This window comes from Streptomyces vulcanius (assembly GCF_042653945.1).
Lineage (GTDB): Bacteria > Actinomycetota > Actinomycetes > Streptomycetales > Streptomycetaceae > Streptomyces > Streptomyces mangrovi.
On the sequence record NZ_JBHSFK010000006.1, the window covers coordinates 288,934 to 308,649 of the forward strand.

19 protein-coding genes, 4 pseudogenes and 1 riboswitch are annotated in these 19,716 nt (G+C 71.2%); of the genes and pseudogenes, 11 read left to right on the top strand and 12 right to left on the bottom strand.

Features of this window, described 5'->3' with window-relative positions; all coding sequences use genetic code 11:
* Window positions 1–221 precede the first annotated feature (221 nt).
* Entirely contained in the window at window positions 222–1,049 is an 828-nt protein-coding gene (locus ACFPIH_RS12000; protein WP_381174298.1) for an enoyl-CoA hydratase family protein, read from the top strand.
* Window positions 1,046–3,331 carry a bifunctional salicylyl-CoA 5-hydroxylase/oxidoreductase gene (locus ACFPIH_RS12005; protein ID WP_381174185.1) on the top strand — a complete coding sequence of 762 codons (2,286 nt, stop codon included), beginning with the start codon at window positions 1,046–1,048 and terminating at the stop codon, window positions 3,329–3,331. The genes ACFPIH_RS12000 and ACFPIH_RS12005 overlap by 4 nt, the downstream gene beginning before the upstream one ends.
* On the opposite strand, the gene ACFPIH_RS12010 is transcribed toward ACFPIH_RS12005, so the two are convergent.
* The 5 genes from ACFPIH_RS12010 to ACFPIH_RS12030 form a co-directional block, all read right to left on the bottom strand.
* Window positions 3,321–4,544 carry a sulfate adenylyltransferase subunit 1 gene (locus tag ACFPIH_RS12010; RefSeq protein ID WP_381174187.1) on the bottom strand — a complete coding sequence of 408 codons (1,224 nt, stop codon included), beginning with the start codon at window positions 4,542–4,544 and terminating at the stop codon, window positions 3,321–3,323. The genes ACFPIH_RS12005 and ACFPIH_RS12010 overlap by 11 nt on opposite strands.
* Before the next feature lie 2 nt (window positions 4,545–4,546).
* Window positions 4,547–5,467, bottom strand: coding sequence for a sulfate adenylyltransferase subunit CysD (cysD, locus tag ACFPIH_RS12015; protein WP_381174189.1), 921 nt, complete (start codon window positions 5,465–5,467; stop codon window positions 4,547–4,549).
* Window positions 5,464–6,045, bottom strand: coding sequence for an adenylyl-sulfate kinase (gene cysC, locus ACFPIH_RS12020; RefSeq protein WP_381174191.1), 582 nt, complete (start codon window positions 6,043–6,045; stop codon window positions 5,464–5,466). The genes cysD and cysC overlap by 4 nt, the downstream gene beginning before the upstream one ends.
* 115 nt (window positions 6,046–6,160) lie before the next feature.
* Window positions 6,161–6,973 carry a PaaX family transcriptional regulator gene (locus ACFPIH_RS12025; RefSeq protein ID WP_381174193.1) on the bottom strand — a complete coding sequence of 271 codons (813 nt, stop codon included), beginning with the start codon at window positions 6,971–6,973 and terminating at the stop codon, window positions 6,161–6,163.
* A gap of 15 nt (window positions 6,974–6,988) precedes the next feature.
* A complete protein-coding gene (locus tag ACFPIH_RS12030; protein ID WP_381174195.1) occupies window positions 6,989–8,608 on the bottom strand; it encodes an AMP-binding protein in 1,620 nt (539 codons plus the stop codon).
* 135 nt (window positions 8,609–8,743) lie between these two features.
* On the opposite strand from ACFPIH_RS12030, the gene ACFPIH_RS12035 reads away from it, so the two are divergent.
* Together ACFPIH_RS12035 and ACFPIH_RS12040 are read left to right on the top strand one after the other, a co-directional pair.
* Entirely contained in the window at window positions 8,744–9,886 is a 1,143-nt protein-coding gene (locus ACFPIH_RS12035) for an acyl-CoA dehydrogenase family protein (protein ID WP_381174197.1), read from the top strand.
* The gene (locus ACFPIH_RS12040; protein WP_381174199.1) at window positions 9,883–10,284 is read left to right on the top strand and encodes a RidA family protein; all 402 of its coding nucleotides are present in this window, start codon (window positions 9,883–9,885) and stop codon (window positions 10,282–10,284) included. The genes ACFPIH_RS12035 and ACFPIH_RS12040 overlap by 4 nt, the downstream gene beginning before the upstream one ends.
* Window positions 10,285–10,303: 19 nt before the next feature.
* Here the strand turns inward: ACFPIH_RS12040 and ACFPIH_RS12045 are convergent, their stop codons facing one another.
* Window positions 10,304–10,492: a DUF5999 family protein gene (locus ACFPIH_RS12045; protein ID WP_381174201.1), complete on the bottom strand. Its 189-nt coding sequence runs from the start codon at window positions 10,490–10,492 to the stop codon at window positions 10,304–10,306.
* 231 nt (window positions 10,493–10,723) lie between these two features.
* Here ACFPIH_RS12045 and ACFPIH_RS12050 point away from each other — a divergent pair, with 231 nt between their 5' ends.
* The 4 genes from ACFPIH_RS12050 (at window position 10,724) to ACFPIH_RS12065 (ending at window position 13,617) form a co-directional block, all read left to right on the top strand.
* Window positions 10,724–11,161, top strand: a complete 438-nt coding sequence (locus tag ACFPIH_RS12050) for a DUF6299 family protein (RefSeq protein ID WP_381174203.1) — start codon at window positions 10,724–10,726, stop codon at window positions 11,159–11,161.
* A 121-nt stretch (window positions 11,162–11,282) separates the two neighbouring features.
* Complete coding sequence (locus tag ACFPIH_RS12055; RefSeq protein WP_381174205.1) at window positions 11,283–12,377, top strand: enoyl-CoA hydratase/isomerase family protein; 1,095 nt, start codon at window positions 11,283–11,285, stop codon at window positions 12,375–12,377.
* A gap of 52 nt (window positions 12,378–12,429) precedes the next feature.
* Window positions 12,430–12,580: riboswitch (cobalamin riboswitch) on the top strand.
* A gap of 34 nt (window positions 12,581–12,614) precedes the next feature.
* Entirely contained in the window at window positions 12,615–12,836 is a 222-nt protein-coding gene (locus tag ACFPIH_RS12060) for a CbtB domain-containing protein (protein ID WP_381174207.1), read from the top strand.
* A 22-nt stretch (window positions 12,837–12,858) separates the two neighbouring features.
* Window positions 12,859–13,617: a CbtA family protein gene (locus ACFPIH_RS12065; protein WP_381174209.1), complete on the top strand. Its 759-nt coding sequence runs from the start codon at window positions 12,859–12,861 to the stop codon at window positions 13,615–13,617.
* A gap of 95 nt (window positions 13,618–13,712) precedes the next feature.
* Here ACFPIH_RS12065 and ACFPIH_RS12070 read toward each other — a convergent pair.
* Window positions 13,713–13,853, bottom strand: a pseudogene (locus ACFPIH_RS12070) (hypothetical protein); the annotation flags it as partial.
* A gap of 82 nt (window positions 13,854–13,935) precedes the next feature.
* Between ACFPIH_RS12070 and ACFPIH_RS12075 the strand changes: the two are divergent.
* The gene (locus ACFPIH_RS12075) at window positions 13,936–14,628 is read left to right on the top strand and encodes a M24 family metallopeptidase (protein ID WP_381174211.1); all 693 of its coding nucleotides are present in this window, start codon (window positions 13,936–13,938) and stop codon (window positions 14,626–14,628) included.
* 91 nt (window positions 14,629–14,719) lie between these two features.
* Here ACFPIH_RS12075 and ACFPIH_RS12080 read toward each other — a convergent pair.
* Window positions 14,720–14,995: pseudogene (locus ACFPIH_RS12080) on the bottom strand (MFS transporter); the annotation flags it as partial.
* 139 nt (window positions 14,996–15,134) lie between these two features.
* On the opposite strand from ACFPIH_RS12080, the gene ACFPIH_RS12085 reads away from it, so the two are divergent.
* A complete protein-coding gene (locus tag ACFPIH_RS12085; RefSeq protein ID WP_381174213.1) occupies window positions 15,135–15,563 on the top strand; it encodes a hypothetical protein in 429 nt (142 codons plus the stop codon).
* Window positions 15,564–15,599: 36 nt separating this feature from the next.
* On the opposite strand, the gene ACFPIH_RS12090 is transcribed toward ACFPIH_RS12085, so the two are convergent.
* Both ACFPIH_RS12090 and ACFPIH_RS12095 read right to left on the bottom strand, forming a co-directional pair.
* Entirely contained in the window at window positions 15,600–16,169 is a 570-nt protein-coding gene (locus ACFPIH_RS12090; RefSeq protein WP_381174215.1) for a maleylpyruvate isomerase N-terminal domain-containing protein, read from the bottom strand.
* Window positions 16,170–16,224: 55 nt separating this feature from the next.
* A pseudogene (locus tag ACFPIH_RS12095) lies at window positions 16,225–17,347 on the bottom strand (IS630 family transposase).
* 69 nt (window positions 17,348–17,416) lie between these two features.
* Between ACFPIH_RS12095 and ACFPIH_RS12100 the strand changes: the two are divergent.
* Window positions 17,417–17,725: an immunity 53 family protein gene (locus tag ACFPIH_RS12100; RefSeq protein ID WP_381174217.1), complete on the top strand. Its 309-nt coding sequence runs from the start codon at window positions 17,417–17,419 to the stop codon at window positions 17,723–17,725.
* Between the two features lie 52 nt (window positions 17,726–17,777).
* Here ACFPIH_RS12100 and ACFPIH_RS12105 read toward each other — a convergent pair.
* Window positions 17,778–18,005 (bottom strand): annotated as a pseudogene (locus tag ACFPIH_RS12105) (MFS transporter); the annotation flags it as partial.
* On the bottom strand, window positions 18,006–19,634 hold the full coding sequence (locus ACFPIH_RS12110) for an IS200/IS605 family accessory protein TnpB-related protein (RefSeq protein ID WP_381174219.1): 1,629 nt from the start codon (window positions 19,632–19,634) through the stop codon (window positions 18,006–18,008). It lies immediately after the preceding pseudogene.
* Window positions 19,635–19,716 lie beyond the last annotated feature (82 nt).

Here is a 19,716-nt window from a genome sequence, read left to right on the forward strand (position 1 = left end):
CGGCGGCCTCCGGCAGAGGCGCACCCGGGGCGCCGTACGGAACCTTCGGTCCCGGTATCGGATGGCTTACCCCGGAGAACGGCCGGTCTCGCACCTTCGATCCCGTTGTTACCGCCTTCTTGACGACCGGTGACAATGTGATGGCCGGTCTATCGCGGCATCGTGACGACAGTCACGTATGAGTGATAAATTCGGGGGTGACCGTCGAGGAGGCCGCCCTGATGAGTCCCTTCACCGGATCCGCCGCGCGCACCCCGCACTGGGAACACCTCCGCGTCGAGCACACCGACGGCGTCGCCACCGTCACGCTCAGCCGCCCGGAGAAACTCAACGCCCTCACCTTCGGCGCCTACGCCGACCTGCGCGATCTGCTCGCCGAGCTGTCCCGGGAGCGGTCGGTCCGCGCCCTGGTGCTGGCCGGCGAGGGCCGCGGCTTCTGCTCCGGCGGCGACGTCGACGAGATCATCGGCGCCACGCTCGCGCTGGACACCGCCCAGCTCCTCGACTTCAACCGGATGACCGGCCAGGTCGTCCGCGCCGTACGGGAGTGCCCGTTCCCGGTGATCGCGGCGGTCCACGGCGTGGCGGCCGGCGCGGGAGCCGTCCTCGCCCTGGCCGCGGACTTCCGCGTCGCCGACCCCACCGCACGCTTCGCGTTCCTCTTCACCCGGGTCGGCCTCTCCGGCGGCGACATGGGCGCGGCGTACCTGCTGCCCAGGGTCGTCGGCCTCGGCCACGCGACCCGGCTCCTCATGCTGGGCGACCCGGTCCGTGCTCCCGAGGCCGAACGCATCGGCCTGATCAGCGAACTCACCGAGGAAGGCCACACCGACGAGGCCGCCCACGCCCTCGCCCGCCGCCTGGCCGACGGCCCGGCCCTGGCCCACGCCCAGACAAAAGCTCTCCTCACAGCCGAACTCGACATGCCCTTGGCGGCATCGGTGGAACTGGACGCGGCAACCCAGGCCCTCCTGATGAACGGCGAGGACTACGCCGAGTTCCATGCAGCGTTCACCGAGAAGCGCCCCCCGAAGTGGCGGGGCCGATGACGACCAGCCAGCCCCAACGCATCGCCATCGTCGGCGGCGGCCCCGGCGGCCTCTACACCGCCGCCCTCCTCAAACGCCTCGCCCCCGACCGCGAGGTCACCGTCTGGGAACGCAACACCCCCGACGACACCTTCGGCTTCGGAGTGGTCCTCTCCGACGAAACCCTGGGCGGCATAGAACACGCCGACCCCCCGGTCTACGAGGCCCTCCAGCACCACTTCATCCGCTGGAACGACATAGACATCGTCCACAGAAACACCCGCCAGACCTCCGGAGGACACGGTTTCGCCGCGCTGGGCAGAAAACGTCTCCTCCAGATCCTCCACGACCGCTGCCGCACCCTGGGCGTCGACCTCCGCTTCCACACCGAGGCCCCCTACCCGGCCTGGCTGGCGGAGACATACGACCTGGTCGTGGCCGCGGACGGCGTGCACAGCACCACCCGCGAGGCGTTCGCCGACGCTTTCCGGCCGCAGCTCACCCCGCACCGCTGCCGCTACATCTGGCTGGCCACCGACACCGCTTTCGACGCCTTCCGCTTCGAGATCGCCGAGACCGAGCACGGCGTGATGCAACTGCACGGCTACCCCTACGCGCCCGACGCCTCCACCGTGATCGTCGAGATGCGCGAGGAGGTCTGGCGTGCGGCCGGTTTCGACACGCTCGACGAGCGGGAGTCCATCGACCGCTGCGCCAAGATCTTCACGGACGCGCTCGGCGGCCGCACCCTGCACTCCAACGACTCCACCTGGACGACCTTCCGCACGGTCGTCAACGAGCGCTGGTCGCACGGCAACGTGGTACTGCTGGGCGACGCCGCCCACACCGCCCACTTCTCCATCGGCTCCGGCACCAAGCTGGCCGTCGAGGACGCCCTGTCCCTCGCGGCCTGTCTGACCGAACAGCCCACGCTGGAAAGCGCGTTGGCCGCCTACGAGGAGGAACGCAAGCCCGTCGTCGCCTCCACCCAGCGGGCCGCGCGCGCCAGCCTGGAGTGGTTCGAGGACCTCGCCCTCCACCTCGACCAGCCGCCCCGCCGCTTCGCGTTCAACCTGCTCACCCGCAGTCGCCGCGTCACCCATGACAACCTGCGGCTGCGCGACCCGCACTTCACCGAGGCCGTGGAGCGGGAGTTCGGCTGCCCGCCCGGCACACCCCCGATGTTCACCCCGTTCCGGCTGCGCGGTCTGACCCTGCGCAACCGGGTGGTCGTCTCACCCATGGACATGTACTCGGCCACCGACGGCGTCCCCGGCGACTTCCACCTCGTCCACCTCGGCGCCCGCGCCCTCGGCGGGGCCGGGCTGGTGATGACCGAGATGGTGTGCGTCTCGCCCGAGGGCCGTATCACCCCCGGCTGCACCGGCCTCTACACCGCCCAGCAGACCGCCGCGTGGCGCCGGATCACCGAGTTCGCGCACACCAGGGCACCCGGCACGGCGATCGGCGTGCAGCTCGGCCACAGCGGGCGCAAGGGTTCGACCAGGCTGATGTGGGAGGGCATGGACGAGCCGCTGCCCGACGGCAACTGGCCGCTGGTGGCCGCCTCGCCCCTGCCGTACAAGCCGGGCAGCCAGATCCCGCGCGAGCTGTCCCGCGCCCAACTCACCGATCTGCGGCAGCAGTTCACCGCCGCTGCCGTACGCGCCGCCCGGGCCGGCTTCGACCTGCTCGAACTGCACTGCGCCCACGGCTACTTGCTCTCCGGCTTCCTCTCCCCGCTGACCAACCGGCGCACCGACGCCTACGGCGGCTCGCTCGCGAAACGGCTGCGGTTCCCGCTGGAGGTCTTCGACGCCGTACGCGAGCGGTGGCCGGCGGAGCGGCCGATGACCGTGCGCATCTCCGCCACCGACTGGGCCGACGGCGGGACGACGGCCGACGACGCCGTCGAGATCGCCCGCGCCTTCGCCGCGCACGGAGTCGACGCGATCGACGTGTCCACCGGGCAGGTCGTCGCCGACGAGCGACCGGAGTTCGGGCGGTCGTACCAGACCCCGTTCGCCGACCGTATCCGGCACGAGACGGGAGTCCCGGTGATCGCCGTCGGTGCGATCTCCTCCTGGGACGATGTCAACTCACTGATCCTGGCGGGCCGTACGGACCTCTGCGCGCTCGCCCGCCCCCACCTCCACGACCCCCACTGGACCCTGCACGCCGCCGCCGAACAGGGCTACTCGGGACCGGGAGCCGACTGGCCCGCCCCCTACCTGGCAGGCAGCCGACCCCCGCGCACGGGCCGCACGGACGCGCCAAAACCCCGTCTGACGCTTACGAGTTGAGCCCGGGCAGAGCTGTCAGGGTCACCATTCCGGCCGTCAGGGTAGCCCCGTCCGCCGGGTCGATCAGTATGAAGGCGCCGGTGCGCCGCGAGACGCCGTAGTCGTCCAGCGCGAGCGGCTCGGCGGTGCGCAGGGTGGCCCGGCCCAGGTCGTTCGCGACCAGCCCGTCGGCGCCGCCGAGGTCCCGCACGACCGCCTTGACCGTCCTGGTGGTGTGCCTGAGCAGCACCCGGTCGCCGACCCGCAGCGGACGGTCGGCCAGATGGCACACGGCTGCCTGCACGTCCCGGGTGAGCGCCGGCGCGTCCGGGCCCGCCGTGATCATGTCGCCGCGCGAGACGTCCCGCTGGTCCGCCAGCCGCACACCGACGGACTGCGGGGCGTACGCCACCTCGACGGACCTGCCCAGCGCGTCGATCGCCGCGATCTCGGAGGTCTCCCCGGACGGCAGCACGGTCACCCGGTCGCCCACCCGCAGCGAGCCCGACACCAGCTGGCCGGCGTAGAGCCGGTCGTCGCCGTGCCGGATGACGTACTGGACGGGGAAACGGGCGGGCGCGTCGGCGGGATCCGCGGCGACCGGCACGTCCTCCAGGAACTCCTGCAGGGTGGGACCGGCGTACCAGTCCATGTGCGCGGAGCGCTCGACGACGTTGTCCCCGGCCAGCGCCGAGACCGCTATCGGGGTGAAGCCGGGCAGTCCCGACTCGGCGGCGTGGCCCGCGAACTCCTCGACGACGCGCTCGAAGACAGCCTGCTCGTAGCCGACGAGGTCCATCTTGTTCACGGCGAGCACGACGTGCGGAACCCGCAGCAGACCGGCCACGGCGGCATGGCGGAGGGTCTGCTCGACCACGCCGTTGCGGGCGTCGACCAGGATGATCGCCAGCTCGGCGGTGGAGGCGCCGGTGACCATGTTCCGCGTGTACTGCACATGCCCCGGGGTGTCGGCGAGGATGAACCGGCGGCGGGGCGTGGCGAAGTAACGGTAGGCCACGTCGATCGTGATGCCCTGTTCGCGCTCGGCCCGCAGCCCGTCGGTGAGGAGGGCGAGATCGGGACCGTCGCCACGGGACGCCCGGGTGACCGCCTCCAGCTGGTCCGTGAGGATCGACTTGGAGTCGTGCAGCAGCCGCCCGACCAGGGTGGACTTGCCGTCGTCGACCGAGCCGGCGGTGGCGAACCGCAGGGTGTCGATGGTGATCGTGCTCATGCTTAGAAGTACCCCTCGCGCTTGCGGTCTTCCATCGCGGCCTCGGACATCTTGTCGTCGGCGCGCGTGGCGCCCCGCTCGGTGAGCCGGGAGGCGGCGATCTCGGCGATGACGTCGTCGAGCGTCACCGCGTCGGAGTCGACGGCCCCCGTGCAGGACATGTCACCGACCGTCCGGTACCTGACCTGGCGCTTCTCGACAGCCTCTCCCGCCTTCGGCCCACCCCACTCACCTGCCGTCAGCCACATCCCGCCCCGCCGGAAGACCTCGCGGTAGTGCGCGAAGTAGATGTCAGGAAGCTCGATTCCCTCACGGGCGATGTACTGCCAGACGTCGAGTTCGGTCCAGTTGGAGAGCGGGAAGACGCGGACGTGTTCGCCGGGTGCGTGGCGGCCGTTGTAGAGGTTCCACAGTTCGGGCCGCTGGCGGCGGGGGTCCCACTGGGAGAACTCGTCCCGGAGGGAGAACACGCGCTCTTTCGCCCGTGCCTTCTCCTCGTCGCGTCGTCCGCCGCCGAAGACGGCGTCGAACCTCTCGGCCTGGATCTTCTCGGTGAGCGGAAGCGTCTGGAGCGGGTTGCGGGTGCCGTCGGGGCGTTCGCGCAGCACACCGCGGTCGATGTAGTCCTGCACGGACGCGACGTGCAGGCGCAGCCCATGGGCGGCCACCACCCGGTCGCGGTAGTCGATGACCTCGGGGAAGTTGTGCCCGGTGTCGACGTGCAGGAGCGAGAACGGTACCGACGCGGGCGCGAAGGCCTTGAGCGCCAGGTGCAGCATGACGATGGAGTCCTTGCCGCCGGAGAACAGGATCACCGGGTTCTCGAACTCGCCCGCGACCTCGCGGAAGATGTGCACCGCCTCGGACTCCAGCGCGTCCAGGTGGGAGAGCCCGAAGGTCTTTTTCAGTTTGACCGCGCTCACACCAGCCCCCGCTCCGCCAGCACCGCGTACACCGCGTCCGCCGACTCCCCCGGGGTCTGCTCCTGCGTCGCCAGGACGAGCGCGGGGTCGGCCGGGACCTCGTAGGGGTCGTCGACGCCGGTCAGCCCGGTCAGTTCGCCCGCCGCCTGCTGGGCGTAGAGCCCCTTCACGTCCCGCTCGCTGCACACCTCGACCGGGGTGGCGACATGCACCTCGATGTACGGCGTCCCGCTCTTCTCGTGCCGCAGCCGCACCGCCTCGCGGCTGTCGGCGTACGGCGCGATGACGGGGACGACGGACAGTACGCCGTTGCGCGCCAGCACTTCGGAGACCAGGCCGATGCGCTGCACGTTGGTGTTGCGGTCCTCGCGCGAGAAGCCGAGGCCGGCCGAGAGGAAGCGGCGGATCTCGTCGCCGTCGAGGACCTCCACCCGGTGGCCCCCGGCCTTCAGCCGCTCGCCCAGCAGCCGGGCGATCGTCGTCTTGCCCGCGCTCGGCAGACCCGTGAGCCAGACCGTGGCGCCCTGGGCCTTCGGAGTGACGGCCCTCGGAGCGACGGCCCTCGGCGTGGTGGTCATGCGCAACAGTCCTCTTTCCTACCGGCGTACAACGCCTCGAACGGTAGGTAAGGAGTCTGAGAGGACCTGTTAAGGAACCTGAGGTTTACCTGAGTGTCTCCTGGTGCACAGGTGCTCACACTCCCGCGAACTCCGCGCCCGCGTCCCGCAGTCGCCGGTGCAGTTCCCCGAAGACGGCCGCCGAGCGTGCGCCGGGCCAGTCCGGGGGGAGGAGAGGGGCGGGCAGGCCGGGGTCGACGTAGGGGAGATGGCGCCAGGAGTCCAGGACGAGGAGGTAGTCGCGGTAGGCCTCCTGGGGCGGGGTGTCCGGCCGCCGCTGCCAGGCGTGCAGCACGGGCGCGTGGCGGTCGAGGAACGTCTCGTGCTCCTTGGCGATGGCCGCCAGGTCCCACCAGCGGGCGACGGCCTCGACGGTCGCGGCGAACCCGAGGTGCTCGCCGCGGAAGAAGTCGACGTAGCCGTCCAGCTTGAGCCGCTGGAGGGTGTGCCGGGCCTCCTCGTGCAGCCGCGCCGGGGCGATCCACACCCCCGGGGCCGCCGTGCCGAAGCCGAGACCGGCAAGCCGGGAGCGCAGGACGTGTCGTTTCTGCCGTTCCGACTCCGGCACCGAGAACACCGCCAGTACCCAGCCCTCGTCGCCCGGCGGCGCGGTGGCGTAGATGCGCCGGTCGCCGTCGTCGAGCAACTGCCGTGCCTCGTCGGAGAGTTCGTACCCGGCGGCGCCCTGCGCGGTACGGGCGGGGAGGAGTAGCCCGCGCCGCTTCAGCCGGGACACCGAGGAACGTACGGAAGGTGCGTCGACGCCGACCGCGGCGAGCAGCCGGATCAGCTCGGCGACGGGCACGGGGCCCGGCGCGAAGCGGCCGTAGGCGCCGTAGAGCGTGACGATGAGAGACCGAGGTGCAGGCTGGTCGGACACGTTGATCATTTTAGGCCGTCGGTATCACTGCTGGTCACCATCGGTGTCACCGCCGGTGTGAGCTTCGGAACGCAGCCTGAAGCGCTGGAGCTTTCCGGTCGCGGTACGCGGCAGCGCGTCCAGGAAGACGATCTCGCGTGGACATTTGTACGGCGCCAGCTCCTCCTTGAGGAAGGCGCGCAGGGCGTCCGCGTCGCGCCGCGCGCCCTCCCGGAGCACGGCGAACGCCACGACCACCTGTCCCCGCCGCTCGTCGGGCCGTCCGACGACCGCCGCCTCGACGACGTCCGGGTGGCGCAGCAGCGCCTCCTCGACCTCGGGGCCCGCGATGTTGTACCCGGCCGAGATGATCATGTCGTCGGCGCGGGCCACATACCGGAAGTAGCCGTCGGGCTCGCGGACATACGTGTCGCCGGTGACGTTCCAGCCGTCCCGTACGTACTCCCGCTGCCGTGGGTCGGTGAGGTAGCGGCAGCCGACCGGGCCGCGCACGGCGAGCAGTCCGGGTTCGCCGTCGGGCACCGGCGTGCCGTCCGTGTCCTGCACGCGCGCGTGCCAGCCGGGGACGGGGACGCCGGTGGTGCCGGGGCGGATGTGTTCGTCGGCGGCCGAGATGAAGATGTGCAGCAGCTCGGTGGCGCCGATGCCGTTGATCAGCCGCAGCCCGGTGCGCTCGTGCCAGGCCCGCCAGGTCGCGGCGGGCAGGTTCTCGCCGGCGGAGACACAGCGGCGCAGGGAGGTCAGGTCGTGCGCGTCGAGTCCTTCGAGCATCGCGCGGTAGGCGGTGGGCGCCGTGAACAGCACGGACACCCGGTGTTCGGCGATCGCGGGCAGCAGCTGCCGGGGACTCGCCTGCTCGAGCAGCAGCGCGCTCGCCCCGGCCCGTAACGGGAACACGACCAGGCCGCCGAGGCCGAAGGTGAAGCCGAGCGGGGGACTTCCGGCGAAGACGTCGTCGGGAAGCGGTCTCAGCACATGCCGCGAGAAGGTGTCGGCGATCGCCAGCACATCCCGGTGGAAGTGCATGCACCCCTTCGGCCGCCCGGTGGTCCCGGAGGTGAACGCGATCAGCGCCACGTCGTCGGCGGCGGTCTCGACGGCGGGGTACGGGCCACTCGGCGCCGGCCTGTTCAGCAGGTCGTCGGGGGAGTCGCCGCCGTACGTGACGATCCGCAGCCCGGACACCTCCGCCTTGGCCAGGTCGTCGACCGCCCGGACATCGCACAGGGCGTGTCCCACCTCGGCGATCTCGCACATCGTGCGCAGCTCGTGCGGACGCTGCTGGGCCAGCACCGTGACCGCGACCGCGCCCGCCTTCAGCACCGCCAGCCAGCAGGCCGCGAGCCACGGGGTGGTCGGCCCGCGCAGCAGCACACGGTTTCCGGGGACGATCCCGAGGTCGCCGGTGAGCAGGTGCGCGATCCGGTCGACCCGGGCGCGCAGCTCCCCGTACGTCCAGGACGGCCCGGTCGGGGTGTGGAACACCGGGCGGTCGGGGGAGCCGGACCGGTCCAGCAGCTCGACGGCGCAGTTCACCCGGTCGGGGTAGCCCAGCTCCGGCAGGTCGAAACGGAGGTCCGGCCACTGGTCCGGCGGCGGCAGATGGTCGCGCGCGAAGGTGTCGACATGCGCCGAGACGTTCATGGACGTTCGCCCCCTTGCCTGGACGGGCCGGGCTCACGCACCGAGCGTATCGCGTTGGTGACGGCAGTCAACAGGACGCGATACCGTCGGGGGGCAGAGTGGAGACAGAGGGAGACACGGGAGAGGGGACCGGCGATGCCCGCATTCTCGCTCGAACCGGCGCAGACCGCATGGTGCGCCGAACTGCGCGCCCTCGCCGCCGACCGGCTGCGCCCGCTCGCCGAGAAGGGCGAACCGGGCCGGGTCAACCGCCCCCTCCTCGCCGAACTCGGCACACTGGGCCTGCTCTCCCGGCTGTTCACCTCGGGCGCCCTCGACCTCTGCCTGATGCGCGAGTCCCTCGCGCAAGTCTGCACCGAGGCGGAGACCGCGCTCGCCCTCCAGGGACTCGGCGCGCATCCGGTGCACGCCCACGGCACCCCGGCCCAGCGGGACCGCTGGCTGCCCCGGGTCGCCGACGGCAGCGCGGTCGCCGCGTTCGCGCTGTCGGAACCCGGGGCGGGCTCGGACGCCGCGGCGCTCTCCCTGGCCGCCGCGCCCGACGGCACCGGCGGCTGGCGGCTGACCGGAGAGAAACGCTGGATCTCCAACGCCCCCGAGGCCGACTTCTACACCGTCTTCGCCCGCACCACCGAAGGCGCCGGCGCCCGGGGCGTCACCGCCTTCCTCGTCCCCGCCGACCGCCCCGGACTCACCGGCACCCCCCTCGACATGCTCTCCCCGCACCCCATCGGCGCCCTCGCCTTCGACGCGGTCCCGGTCACCGCCGCCGACGTGCTCGGCGAACCCGACCGCGGCTTCCGGGTCGCCATGACCACCCTGAACCTGTTCCGCCCCAGCGTCGGCGCGTTCGCGGTCGGCATGGCCCAGTCCGCGCTCGACGCGTCCCTCGCCTGGACCTCCCAACGGGACGCCTTCGGCGGGAAGCTGAGGGACCTTCAGACCGTCGCGCACACCGTCGCCGAGATGGCCGTGCGCACCGAGTCGGCCCGCCTGATGGTCTACGCCGCCGCCATGGCGTACGACACCGGCGCCCCCGACGTCCCCCGCCGCGCCGCCATGGCCAAGCTGCTCGCCACCGAAGCCGCGCAGTTCGTCGTCGACGCGGCCGTCCAACTCCACGGCGCCCGCGCCCTGCACCGAGGCCACCTGCTGGAACACCTCTACCGCGAGGTCCGCGCCCCGCGTATCTACGAAGGGGCGAGCGAGGTCCAACGCGGCATCATCGCCCGCGAGTTGTATGCGGCCCGCGACACCGGCACGGAGACCGTCCGATGACGGCCGAACGCGTCAACCCGCCCCGGCTCTCCCCGCCCACCGGCTTCTCCCACGCCGTCGTGGCCACCGGCTCCCGCCTGGTGTTCCTCGCCGGCCAGACCGCGCTCGACGCCGACGGGAAGGTCGTGGGGGACTCGCTGCCCGAGCAGTTCGCGCGGGCGCTCACCAACCTGCTGGCCGCTTTGACCGCCGCGGGCGGCACGGCCGCGGATCTGGCGCGCGTCACGGTCTACGTCACGGACGTCGCCGCCTACCGCTCCTGTGCCGCCGAACTCGGCCGGGTGTGGCGGGAGTCGGCCGGACGGGACTATCCGGCGATGGCGGTCGTCGGGATCGTACGGCTGTGGGACGAGGAGGCCCTCGTCGAACTGGACGGGTTCGCCGTGCTGGACGGATGAGCGATTCTCTGACGATCCGTCAGGCGGCCACGGCCAGGCGGTCGGTGGGCACCCGGTGCGGGGCCACCACGCGGCCGTCGGGGCGGAGCTCGCCGGAGTCGTCGAAGACGATCGTGCCGTCGCACAGCAGGCTCCAGCCCTGCTCGGGGTGGGCGGCGACGATGTGCGGGATGTCGCCGGAGAAGCTGGGAGAGGACTGGGCACACATGGCGCACCTCCACGTCGGTGGCGGCCGGCCCTCCGGTCGGCCTCGCATGGGTAGACCATGCGCCCCGCCCGCGGCCGTCGCCAGGGGCAGCCGGAGAGCGTGACAGCACCGGGACAACTCCAGGACGGTTCGACGACGGCCGGTGCGGACTCGCCACCGAAGGAGTGACGGTCACGCCTGCGCACGGCCCCGCCCGGTACCAGTGGAAGCCCCCACCAACAGGAGGTCTCCATGCCGTTCCGTCCCGCCCTCGCCGCAGCCGCCGGCGCCGCCCTGTTCCTGCTGGCCCTGCCGGGCCAGGCCGCCACCGCCGCCCAGGCCGCGCCCGACGAGAGCGTCACCGTCGACCCGGCCGGCCGGATCGCCCCCGACGGCACCATCACCCTGTCCGGCACCTACCGCTGCACCGGCGCCACCGGACCCGTCTTCGTCAGCTCCTCCGTCCGGCAGGACCCCGGCACCACCCGCTACGGCATCGGTGGCACCCGGGCCGTGTGCGACGGCGCCCTGCACGCCTGGGCCAACACGGGCAAGCCCGCCCTGGCCACGTTCAAGGCGGGCGCCGCCCAGGTCGAGGCCACGCTGATGGAGCTGGAGCCCCACGGCGGCCTGCCCCTGCCCCGCTTCCACGCCGCGGGGGCACAGGACGTCACCCTCACCGAGAGCTGACCGGTCCCGCACGGCATACTCGACGGCGCCGGCCGGGCACGCGCCCGGCCGGCGCCCTCGTGGAAGGAACCGACGAGATCATGCGCCTCATAGCGGCCGGCGGCCCGACGGTGGTGTCCGGATGACCGGCACCAAGGACATCGAAGGCGAACCTGGACCCGTCCTGTTCCACACCGCCGGCCGAGCGGCCCACATCACCCTCAACCGTCCCAGGGCCCTCAACGCCCTCAACCACACCATGGTCCGTCATATCGACGAGGCCCTGACCGCCTGGGAGCACGACCCGGCCGTGGAGGTCGTGGTCGTCACCGGCGCCGGAGAGCGCGGCTTGTGCGCGGGCGGCGACATCCGCGCCGTCCACGACGACGCCCGCGACGGCGACGGCACCGCCTCGGCCGCCTTCTGGTACGACGAGTACCGCCTCAACGCCCGTATCGCCCGCTACCCCAAGCCGTACGCCGCCGTCATGGACGGCATCGTCATGGGCGGCGGCGTCGGCATCTCCGCGCACGGCGACGTCCGTGTCGTCACCGAGCGGTCCAGGGTCGCGATGCCCGAGACCGGCATCGGTTTCGTACCGGACGTCGGCGGCACCCGCCTGCTCGCTCTCGCGCCCGGCGAACTGGGCACCCACCTCGGACTGACGGGCACTCAGATCGGTGCCGCCGACGCCCTGTTGTGCGGACTGGCCGACCACTTCGTACCGTCCGCGTCGATCCCCGGCCTCCTCGCCGACCTCGCCGCCCTGCCCGTACGCGAAGCCCTCGCGCGTCACGCCCAGTCGCCGCCGCACGGAGAGCTGGCTCAGCGGCGGGACTGGATCGACGCCTGCTACGGCGCCGACACCGTCGAGGAGATCGTCGAACGGCTGCTCGCGCACGGCGACCCGGCGGCCAAGGACGCGGCGGAGACCCTGCTCGCCAAGTCGCCCACGTCCCTGAAGGTCACGCTGGCCGCGCTGCGCCGGGCCCGGCGGCTCGGCACGCTGGAGCAGGTGCTGGACCAGGAGTACCGGGTCTCCCTCGCCGCCCTGACCACGGCCGACCTGGTGGAGGGAGTGCGCGCCCAGGTCGTCGACAAGGACCGCGTCCCACGCTGGTCCCCGGCGACCCTCGCCGAGGTCACCCAAACCGCCGTCGAGCGTTTCTTCGCCCCCCTCGGCGCGCGCGAACTCGGCCTCGCCGGGCCCGGCACCGCGCCCGATCCGGCAGGGTGAGCGACCCCTCACCCGGCCTGCGAAAAAGATCACGCCAGATGGTGCGGTCTTGGCCATGTTCGTGACACGCGGTACCGTCGGTCCGATATCGACGACGACAGAACGGAAGCCGGTGGGAATCCGGCACGGTCGCGCCACTGTGTGCCACCCCTTTGGTGAGAGGGGGGCGAGTCAGACCCGTAGCCGTCGTCCAGTGCACCACCGAGATGGGACGCGAACTCCCAGAGGAGGCCTGTCATGGCCCAGCATGTCGCGCAGCCGACCGCCAACACCCCTGTCCTCCCCGCCAAACTGCCGATCGGCGCGATCGTCCCCTGGGCGGTCTTCTTCGGCATCCTGATGCTGGTCCTGCTCTACTTCGTCGGCGCCGAACAGGGTGCCACCTCCGTGGTCTCCGGCGAGGGCGTCCACGAGTGGGTGCACGACGCCCGCCACCTGCTCGGCTTCCCCTGCCACTGACCCGAGGGGAAACGGCACACCCATGAACTCCGCAACGGTGAGAAACCTTCTCGTGCGGGGCATGCTCGCCGGCCTCGGCGCCGGCCTGCTCGCCCTGATCGTCGCCTACTTCCTCGGTGAACCGAACGTCGACAAGGCGATCGGCTTCGAGGAGGCGCACGCACCCGCACACGAGCACGAGATGGAGATCGTCTCCCGCTCCCTGCAGTCCACCGCCGGCCTGGCCACCGGTGTCCTGCTCTACGGCGTCGCGTTCGGCGGCATCGCCGCCCTCGCCTTCTGCTTCGCGCTCGGCCGCGTCGGCCGCTTCACCCCGCGAGCCACCGCGCTGCTGCTGTCCGGCTCCGCCCTGCTCGCGGTCTACGTCGTGCCGTTCCTGAAGTACCCGGCCAACCCGCCCGCCGTCGGCAACGGCGACACCATCGGCAAGCGCACCACCCTGTACTTCCTGATGATGCTGCTCAGCGTGCTCCTCGCGGTGGGCGCCACCATCCTCGGCAAGCGCCTCGCGCCGAAACTGGGCACCTGGTACGCCACCGTCGCCGCGGTGGCCGCGTTCGCCCTCGTGATCGGCCTGGCCTACGCGTTCCTGCCCGTCATCAACGAGGTGCCCGCCGACTTCCCGGCCACCGTGCTGTGGCGCTTCCGGCTCTCCGCGCTGGCCATCCAGATCACCCTGTGGGGAGGCTTCGGGCTCGTCTTCGGCGAACTGGCCGAACGCCTGCTGAACCCCAGGCCCGCCACCGCGACAGCGGCCCGGACGGTCGCCGCACCCAGCTGACCGTGATGCCGTCGCGGCGACCGTCGCGACGGCGCCGTGAAAAGAACGCCCCGGGGCCGGCACCTTCGCCGCCCGGCCCCGGACCGTCCGTCGCGTCAGGACGCGGGCAGCTCGCCGCGGACCGTGCGGGCGGCGGTGACCAGGTTCTCCGGCGAGGCGCGGGTCTCGGGCCGGCCGCGGGTCTTCAGCCCGCAGTCGGGGTTGACCCACAGCCGCTCGGCGGGGATCGTCCTCAGGCGCGTGTGGAACGTGCCGAGGGCGGGAAACGGCGCCCTATTCGTTTGCCGGGGACGGCCGGGGAACCGTACGTTCGCCACCATGGCGGACGACGAACCCACACGCGCGGCACGACTGCTGGACGCCCAGGCCAAGGCCGAACGACTCTTCGCGGAGATCGAGAAGCGAGGTCTGGTGGCGCCGGGGGAGGGGGAGCGGGCGGTCAGCGACCGGGTCCGCGACCTGGCGAACGAACTCTTCGGCACCACCCGGCACTGGCACAAGCGGATCGTGCGCTCTGGCCCGAACACGCTCAAGCCGTACAAGGAGAACCCGCCGGACCGGCTGATCGGCGCCGACGACATCGTGTTCGCCGACTTCGGACCGATCTTCGAGGAGTACGAGGCCGACTTCGGCCGGACCTTCGTCCTCGGCGACGACCCGGTCAAGCACCGGCTGCGCGACGACCTGGCGACCGTCTTCGCCGCCGGAAAGCGGTTCTTCGCCGACAGCCCCGACATCACCGGCAGGCAGCTCTACGCGGAGGCCGAGCGACTGGCCGCCGAGGCCGGCTGGGAACTGGGCGGCTGGCACGCCGGGCACCTGGTCGGCGAGTTCCCGCACGAACGGATCGACGGCGCGGACGTGGAGTCGTACGTCGCCCCCGGCAACGACACCCGCATGCGCCGCACCGACAAGGCGGGCCGCCGCTGCCACTGGATCCTGGAGATCCACCTCGTCGACCGGGAACGCGGTTTCGGCGGCTTCTACGAGGAACTGCTCACCCTCGGCTGACTCACGAAGGCCGCCCCGCGCCCCAACAGGTTGGCTGTCGTGGTGGCCGCCGGGACGACGGCGGTCACCACGACGGCCGGGGCTGTTCGCCTCAGGCGGGGACGCTCACGCGTTGCCGCTCCGCCTCGGCGAGGCGTGCCGAGCGCGTTCGGGTGCCGAAGACGGCCAGGACCAGCGCGCCGACCATCCAGGTGCCGGCGATGAAGTAGAAGACGCTCTGATAACCGTGGCCGTTGTAGAGCGCCGCGACGATCAGCGGACCGGCGGCGTTCGACAGCCGGCCGAGGCCGTAGGAGACGCTGGTGCCCAGCGAGCGGCTCCGCGTGTCGAAGAGCTCGGGGGAGTAGGCGTAGGCGAGAGCCGTGTAGTGCTCTGACCGCATAGGTTCACCGGGTTGGCCGTGTACTGCTCAACTCCTCGCCGATCCGGTGCTGATGATGCGTGGAGATCGGCGCAAGGTGACACCTTCGTGATCCATACTCTGTGGCGGCAGCTTCGGGGAGGGCATGTCCTTGCAGCACAGCAGTGGGATTACACGAGCAGTCAGGCGAGCAGCGGTCGTTGTCGTTGCCGCTGTCCTGATGAGCAGTTGTTCGTCGGACGATCCAGCGCAGGCCAAGGAGCGACAACGGGATTACTGCACCAAGCTGGGGTCCTGGCAGGACACGGCGCACGCCACGACAACCGGCGAGGCAGACGCCGATGCCGGTGACGGACAGAGTGTCCAGTCGCCCGAGTTCGACAACACCGAATCGGCAGGGCATGCGGTCATCGAGGCCTCGAAAAGGCTTGACCGGGCAGGCATGGAACACGGTGGCACCGACATCCTCGATGACACCGTCAACGCGGTCGGCGGCGACATCGGGGCTGAGGGTCGTGCAGTGTCTTACTGCGACAGCTCAGGCTTCGAGACCTTGGTCAGTTCGGCTGGCTAGTGTTGTGACCGGGAAGGTTCGCCGGGGCCAGCTCGATCAGTCCGATCGTGCTGCTTCCCACCGCCATGAGGTTTGGCGAGGGAGGCCGTCGAGGTCCCCGCGACCGGTGCACCAGAGAAGTACCTGGGTGGGGTCTCCGGGCGGGGCGGCAGGGAAGAGCCGGTTGAGTACGGCTGCGCTCAACGGCGCTGGTGGTAGCCAGTCCACGGACAGCCCCTGCGTGATGTCGTGGGTGTGCAGCAGCGTTTCGGCCACGCCCATAGCTGCGAACCCCTCGGGGTCGCACGGACCCCAGTGCCAGGCACGCAAGGTCGGGTCGGCCGCGGCCAACGCGCTGCTGAGTAGCCCGCCGCAGGCGGTGGCGGCCTGGAGCACCTCAGCCGGTGAGGCTGTGGGGCGGACGTTCAGGTCGAAGGGAAGGTAGGCATCGGTGGGCCGTGCTGCCAACTGTCCTGCGTAGGCCAGCAGGTCATGGCCGATATGCGCTGCTGTTTGCCAGCAGGTCCATTCGAGCGGCCCCGCCGGCACCGTCCAGTCCGCGGCGGTATGAGGGCTGAGTGTCCGCAGCATCTCTGCCACGGCGGCGTCGACGTCCTGATGGTTCATGCGGAACTCCTAGCGGTTCGTGCTGTGCGACTGGGCTGTGGCGGCTGTCGTTCCTTCACGCCGCCAGGGATCTGGCACGTCCGCCCCAGCGGATGCCCTTCTCACTGCGGATTCGGGCGCGTTCTTTGCGCTGGGCGGCCAGGACGTCGGGGTGGCGGGTGTTGGCGTTGCGCCAGCGCAGGTATGCGTGCAGCGAGCGGGTCTGGACAGTGTGGTTGGGGTGGTGGGAGTTGGCCAGGGTGAACTGCCGCAAGGGCCCGAAGTGGGCTTCGATGGGGTTGGCCCAGGAGGCGTTGGTCGGGGTGAAGCACAGCTCTACCCGGTGCTTCTTCGCCCAGGCCCGGATCGTGGCGCCCTTGTGAGCGGACAGGTTGTCCATGATCACGTAGATGGGTGCACCGTCGGGTCGGGCGGCGCGGATCGACCTCAGCGCGGCCAGGGACTGCGCGGCGCCTTTGTGGCGGCGGTTGACGCCCCACAGGATGTCGTCTCCGATCGAGTAGCAGCCGTGGAAGTAGGTGACGCCGTGGGTGCGATGGTAGGTAGCCGGGATCCGCTGGGGCCGGTTCTGCGGCGCCCAGCAGGATCCTGGGGTGGGGCGGATACCGAGCGGCCCGAACTCGTCGAACGCGAAAACACGGTCGGGTAAGTGCTCCAGGACGTGCTCGATGCGGTCCAGTTTGGAGTCTCGCTGCGGGTCCGTGGAAATCCTTCCAGGTCCTGGTGCGCTGGAAGGTGACGCCGCGTCGGGCCAGGAGGCAGCGCAGGGTCTCACGGCCGATACGGATCACGCGTCCGTGGACTTTGCGCAGGTAGGCGGCGAGTTTACGGATCGACCAGCGGGTGAAGGGCTGGCCGAGTCTGATCGGGCGGGTGGTGGCCGTCGCGACGACGAAGTCTTCGTCGTCAGCGTTGAGCAGGCGGGGACGGCCTCCCGCCCACTTGGGGTCCAGGCAGGCCAGGCCGATCTCGTTGAAGCGGTGGATGACATCGCGCACGGTGTCCTCGTCGGCCGCGACGAGTTGGGCGATGACCGGTACCCGGTTCCCGCCGGCCGACGCCAGCAGCATCATCGCGCGGCGGTAGCGCACCGAGCTGGTACTGCCCCGGCGCACGATCTGCTGCAGCCGCCGCCCCTCCTGGTCGGTCAGTCTGCGTACTCGTACCGGTTCCGCCATCGCGTCTCCCCTGCCGGTGGGACCAGCCACGCCCGAGCCCGGCGCGCGGCTCGCTTAGCATCTCCTGCCATGAGCGATCCGGAGCCCCTCCTTGGCTGGCTGCAGAACTGGTACGCGCAGCAGTGCAACGGTGACTGGGAACACGAATGGGGCGTGAAGATCGCCACGCTCGACAACCCCGGCTGGACCGTCAGCATCGACCTGGAGGAGACCGGCCTGGAAGAACGCAAGTACCCCCGCCAGGAGATCAACCGCGCAACGCAGGACTGGGTCTGGACCTGGACCGCCGAGAAGACCTTCCACGCCGCCTGCGGCCCCGGAAACCTCACCGAGGCCCTCACTCTGTTCCGTACCTGGGCGACCACGATCGCTCCCTGAGCCGGCGCAGAACCCGGAGACACCAAACCGGTGAACCTATGCGGTCAGAGCAGTAGCCGCGCTCGAAGAGGTTCACCAGGAAGCCGAACACGATGATGAGGACCGGGTTGAAAGTGAGCCCGTACAGCAGACCGCAGGCCGCGATCACCATGCCGAAGGCGACCAGGCACCACTTGCGCTCGAACCGGTCGGTGACCAGGGACGCCAGATAGCAGCCGAGCGGTGCGCCGACCGTGGTCAGGGCCACGTAGAAGACGGACTTCTCGACGCTGAACCGTTCCTAGGGGCTGAGCGGGGGTGAGTCCTGTTGCCAGGACTCGTGCTCAGCCGGATGCCCCGAACGGTGTTGGGCGTCCTGGTCGACCGCGTTCGCTCCGCGTCCGGCGCGCACGGATCGTGTCCGTGGTCCGGGGATGCGGGGGCGGTGTCCCTCGCGCCCCGGGGTTGCCGGTCCGGCCTGGACGGTCCGATGCCCCGCACGATCACTCCGGTCGTGCGGGGGCGGTGCCGTCCGTCGCCGGACCGGGTGCCCCAGGGCGCGCCTGCCGATCGCCACGGCTGCTGCGTCGTGGCGTGTCGTTGTGCGTGTGCTGCTGGTGAGGGGTTTCTGCCAGTGCTGGGCGCCCCAGCGGCTGGTGTAGGCCGGGTCGACGGCGACGACGGCGATACCGAGTTCGGCGGCCATGGCGACGAGCCGGGCCCGCAGCCGGGCCACCGGCATACCGGAGATGAGACTGCGGAACCGCTTGCGGCGGCCGTGCTTCTCCCGGGTCTTCTCGGCGGTGAAGTCGAGGTCCTCGACCGCGAGCGACAGGCCATGGCGTCTGGCCCAGTGCAGCAGGCGGATCAGGGCGTGGCGGACCTGGGCGTCGCGGTGGGCAGTGGTGCCGGTCAGGTCGTATCCGAAGCGGCGGGGCTGGCCGACGGGGTTGCCGTGCCGGTCGAGGCGCCAGGCGGCCAGGTGGTCGGCGTTGGTGTCGACACCGACCAGACCGGTGGCGCGGGCAGCCGCCAGCGGCACGGTCTGGACCGGGGGGATCGTCCAGGACGCGGTCAGGTACCAGCGTCCGCGCTGCACATCTTCGTGGATGCGGTAGGCGACGGCCCGGTTGGCCGTGACGCGGTCGAGCCACTGCTCACCCCGGTGCGCGAACGACACCCTCGCGGCGAGGACGTACCGGCCGTGCGGCGCGTTGGCCAGGTGCGCCAGCGGGGCCGGGAGCTTGAGGGAGACCTCGCCGTCGGGGGTGACGCGGACGGTCTCGTTGCCGAACCGCTTCCCGGACTCGCCGTCGGCCTGGAGGAACCGCCGCCCGGCCCGCCACCGCGCGCGCCACTGCTCTTCTGTGAGCTGCGCGGTGTCCAGGTGGTGGCGGCTGTTCAGCAGCCGCTTACCGCCGCGCACCACCCGCACGACACCCGCCTGCCAGTCGGCCCGTACGGCGGCGAGCCGGTCTTCGAGGACGTGCAGGCGACGGGTCTTGGCAAACCACTCCCGCCTGCTGCGGTAGCCGCCCGGAGCCTTCCTGCTGCCCTTCTCACCCACGGGCAGAGACAGCCGGTGCGCGATCGCGCGCACCCCCGCCTCCAGGCTCTGTACGTACGCGAGCTGCCCGCGCCGGGCGAGCGCCCACTGATCGTGGGTGGCCTTCGTGACCGCCCCGGCCCAGCGGGACGAGGACTCCTCGGTGAGGGCACGCTTGCGCTGCGCCCACCGCTCACTGTCGTGCTCAAGCCCCGCCGCGCACCGCTCCTTCAGATCCCGCGAGGCCAGCATGCCCAGATGATCACCGACCAGACGCAGCACCTCCTCGTCCCCGGCCGTCAGACCCTTGAGCCGGTCACGGACCGCCACACCCGACGGCCCCAGAGCCACGAACGGCGCCGCCATCTCCCGCAGCCCACCCATCACTTCACCCCCGTCCCACGTCCGCCGAAGAACCCGCCACCTCACCCAACGACCATCACCGGTAAAGGTCACCCATTCGACA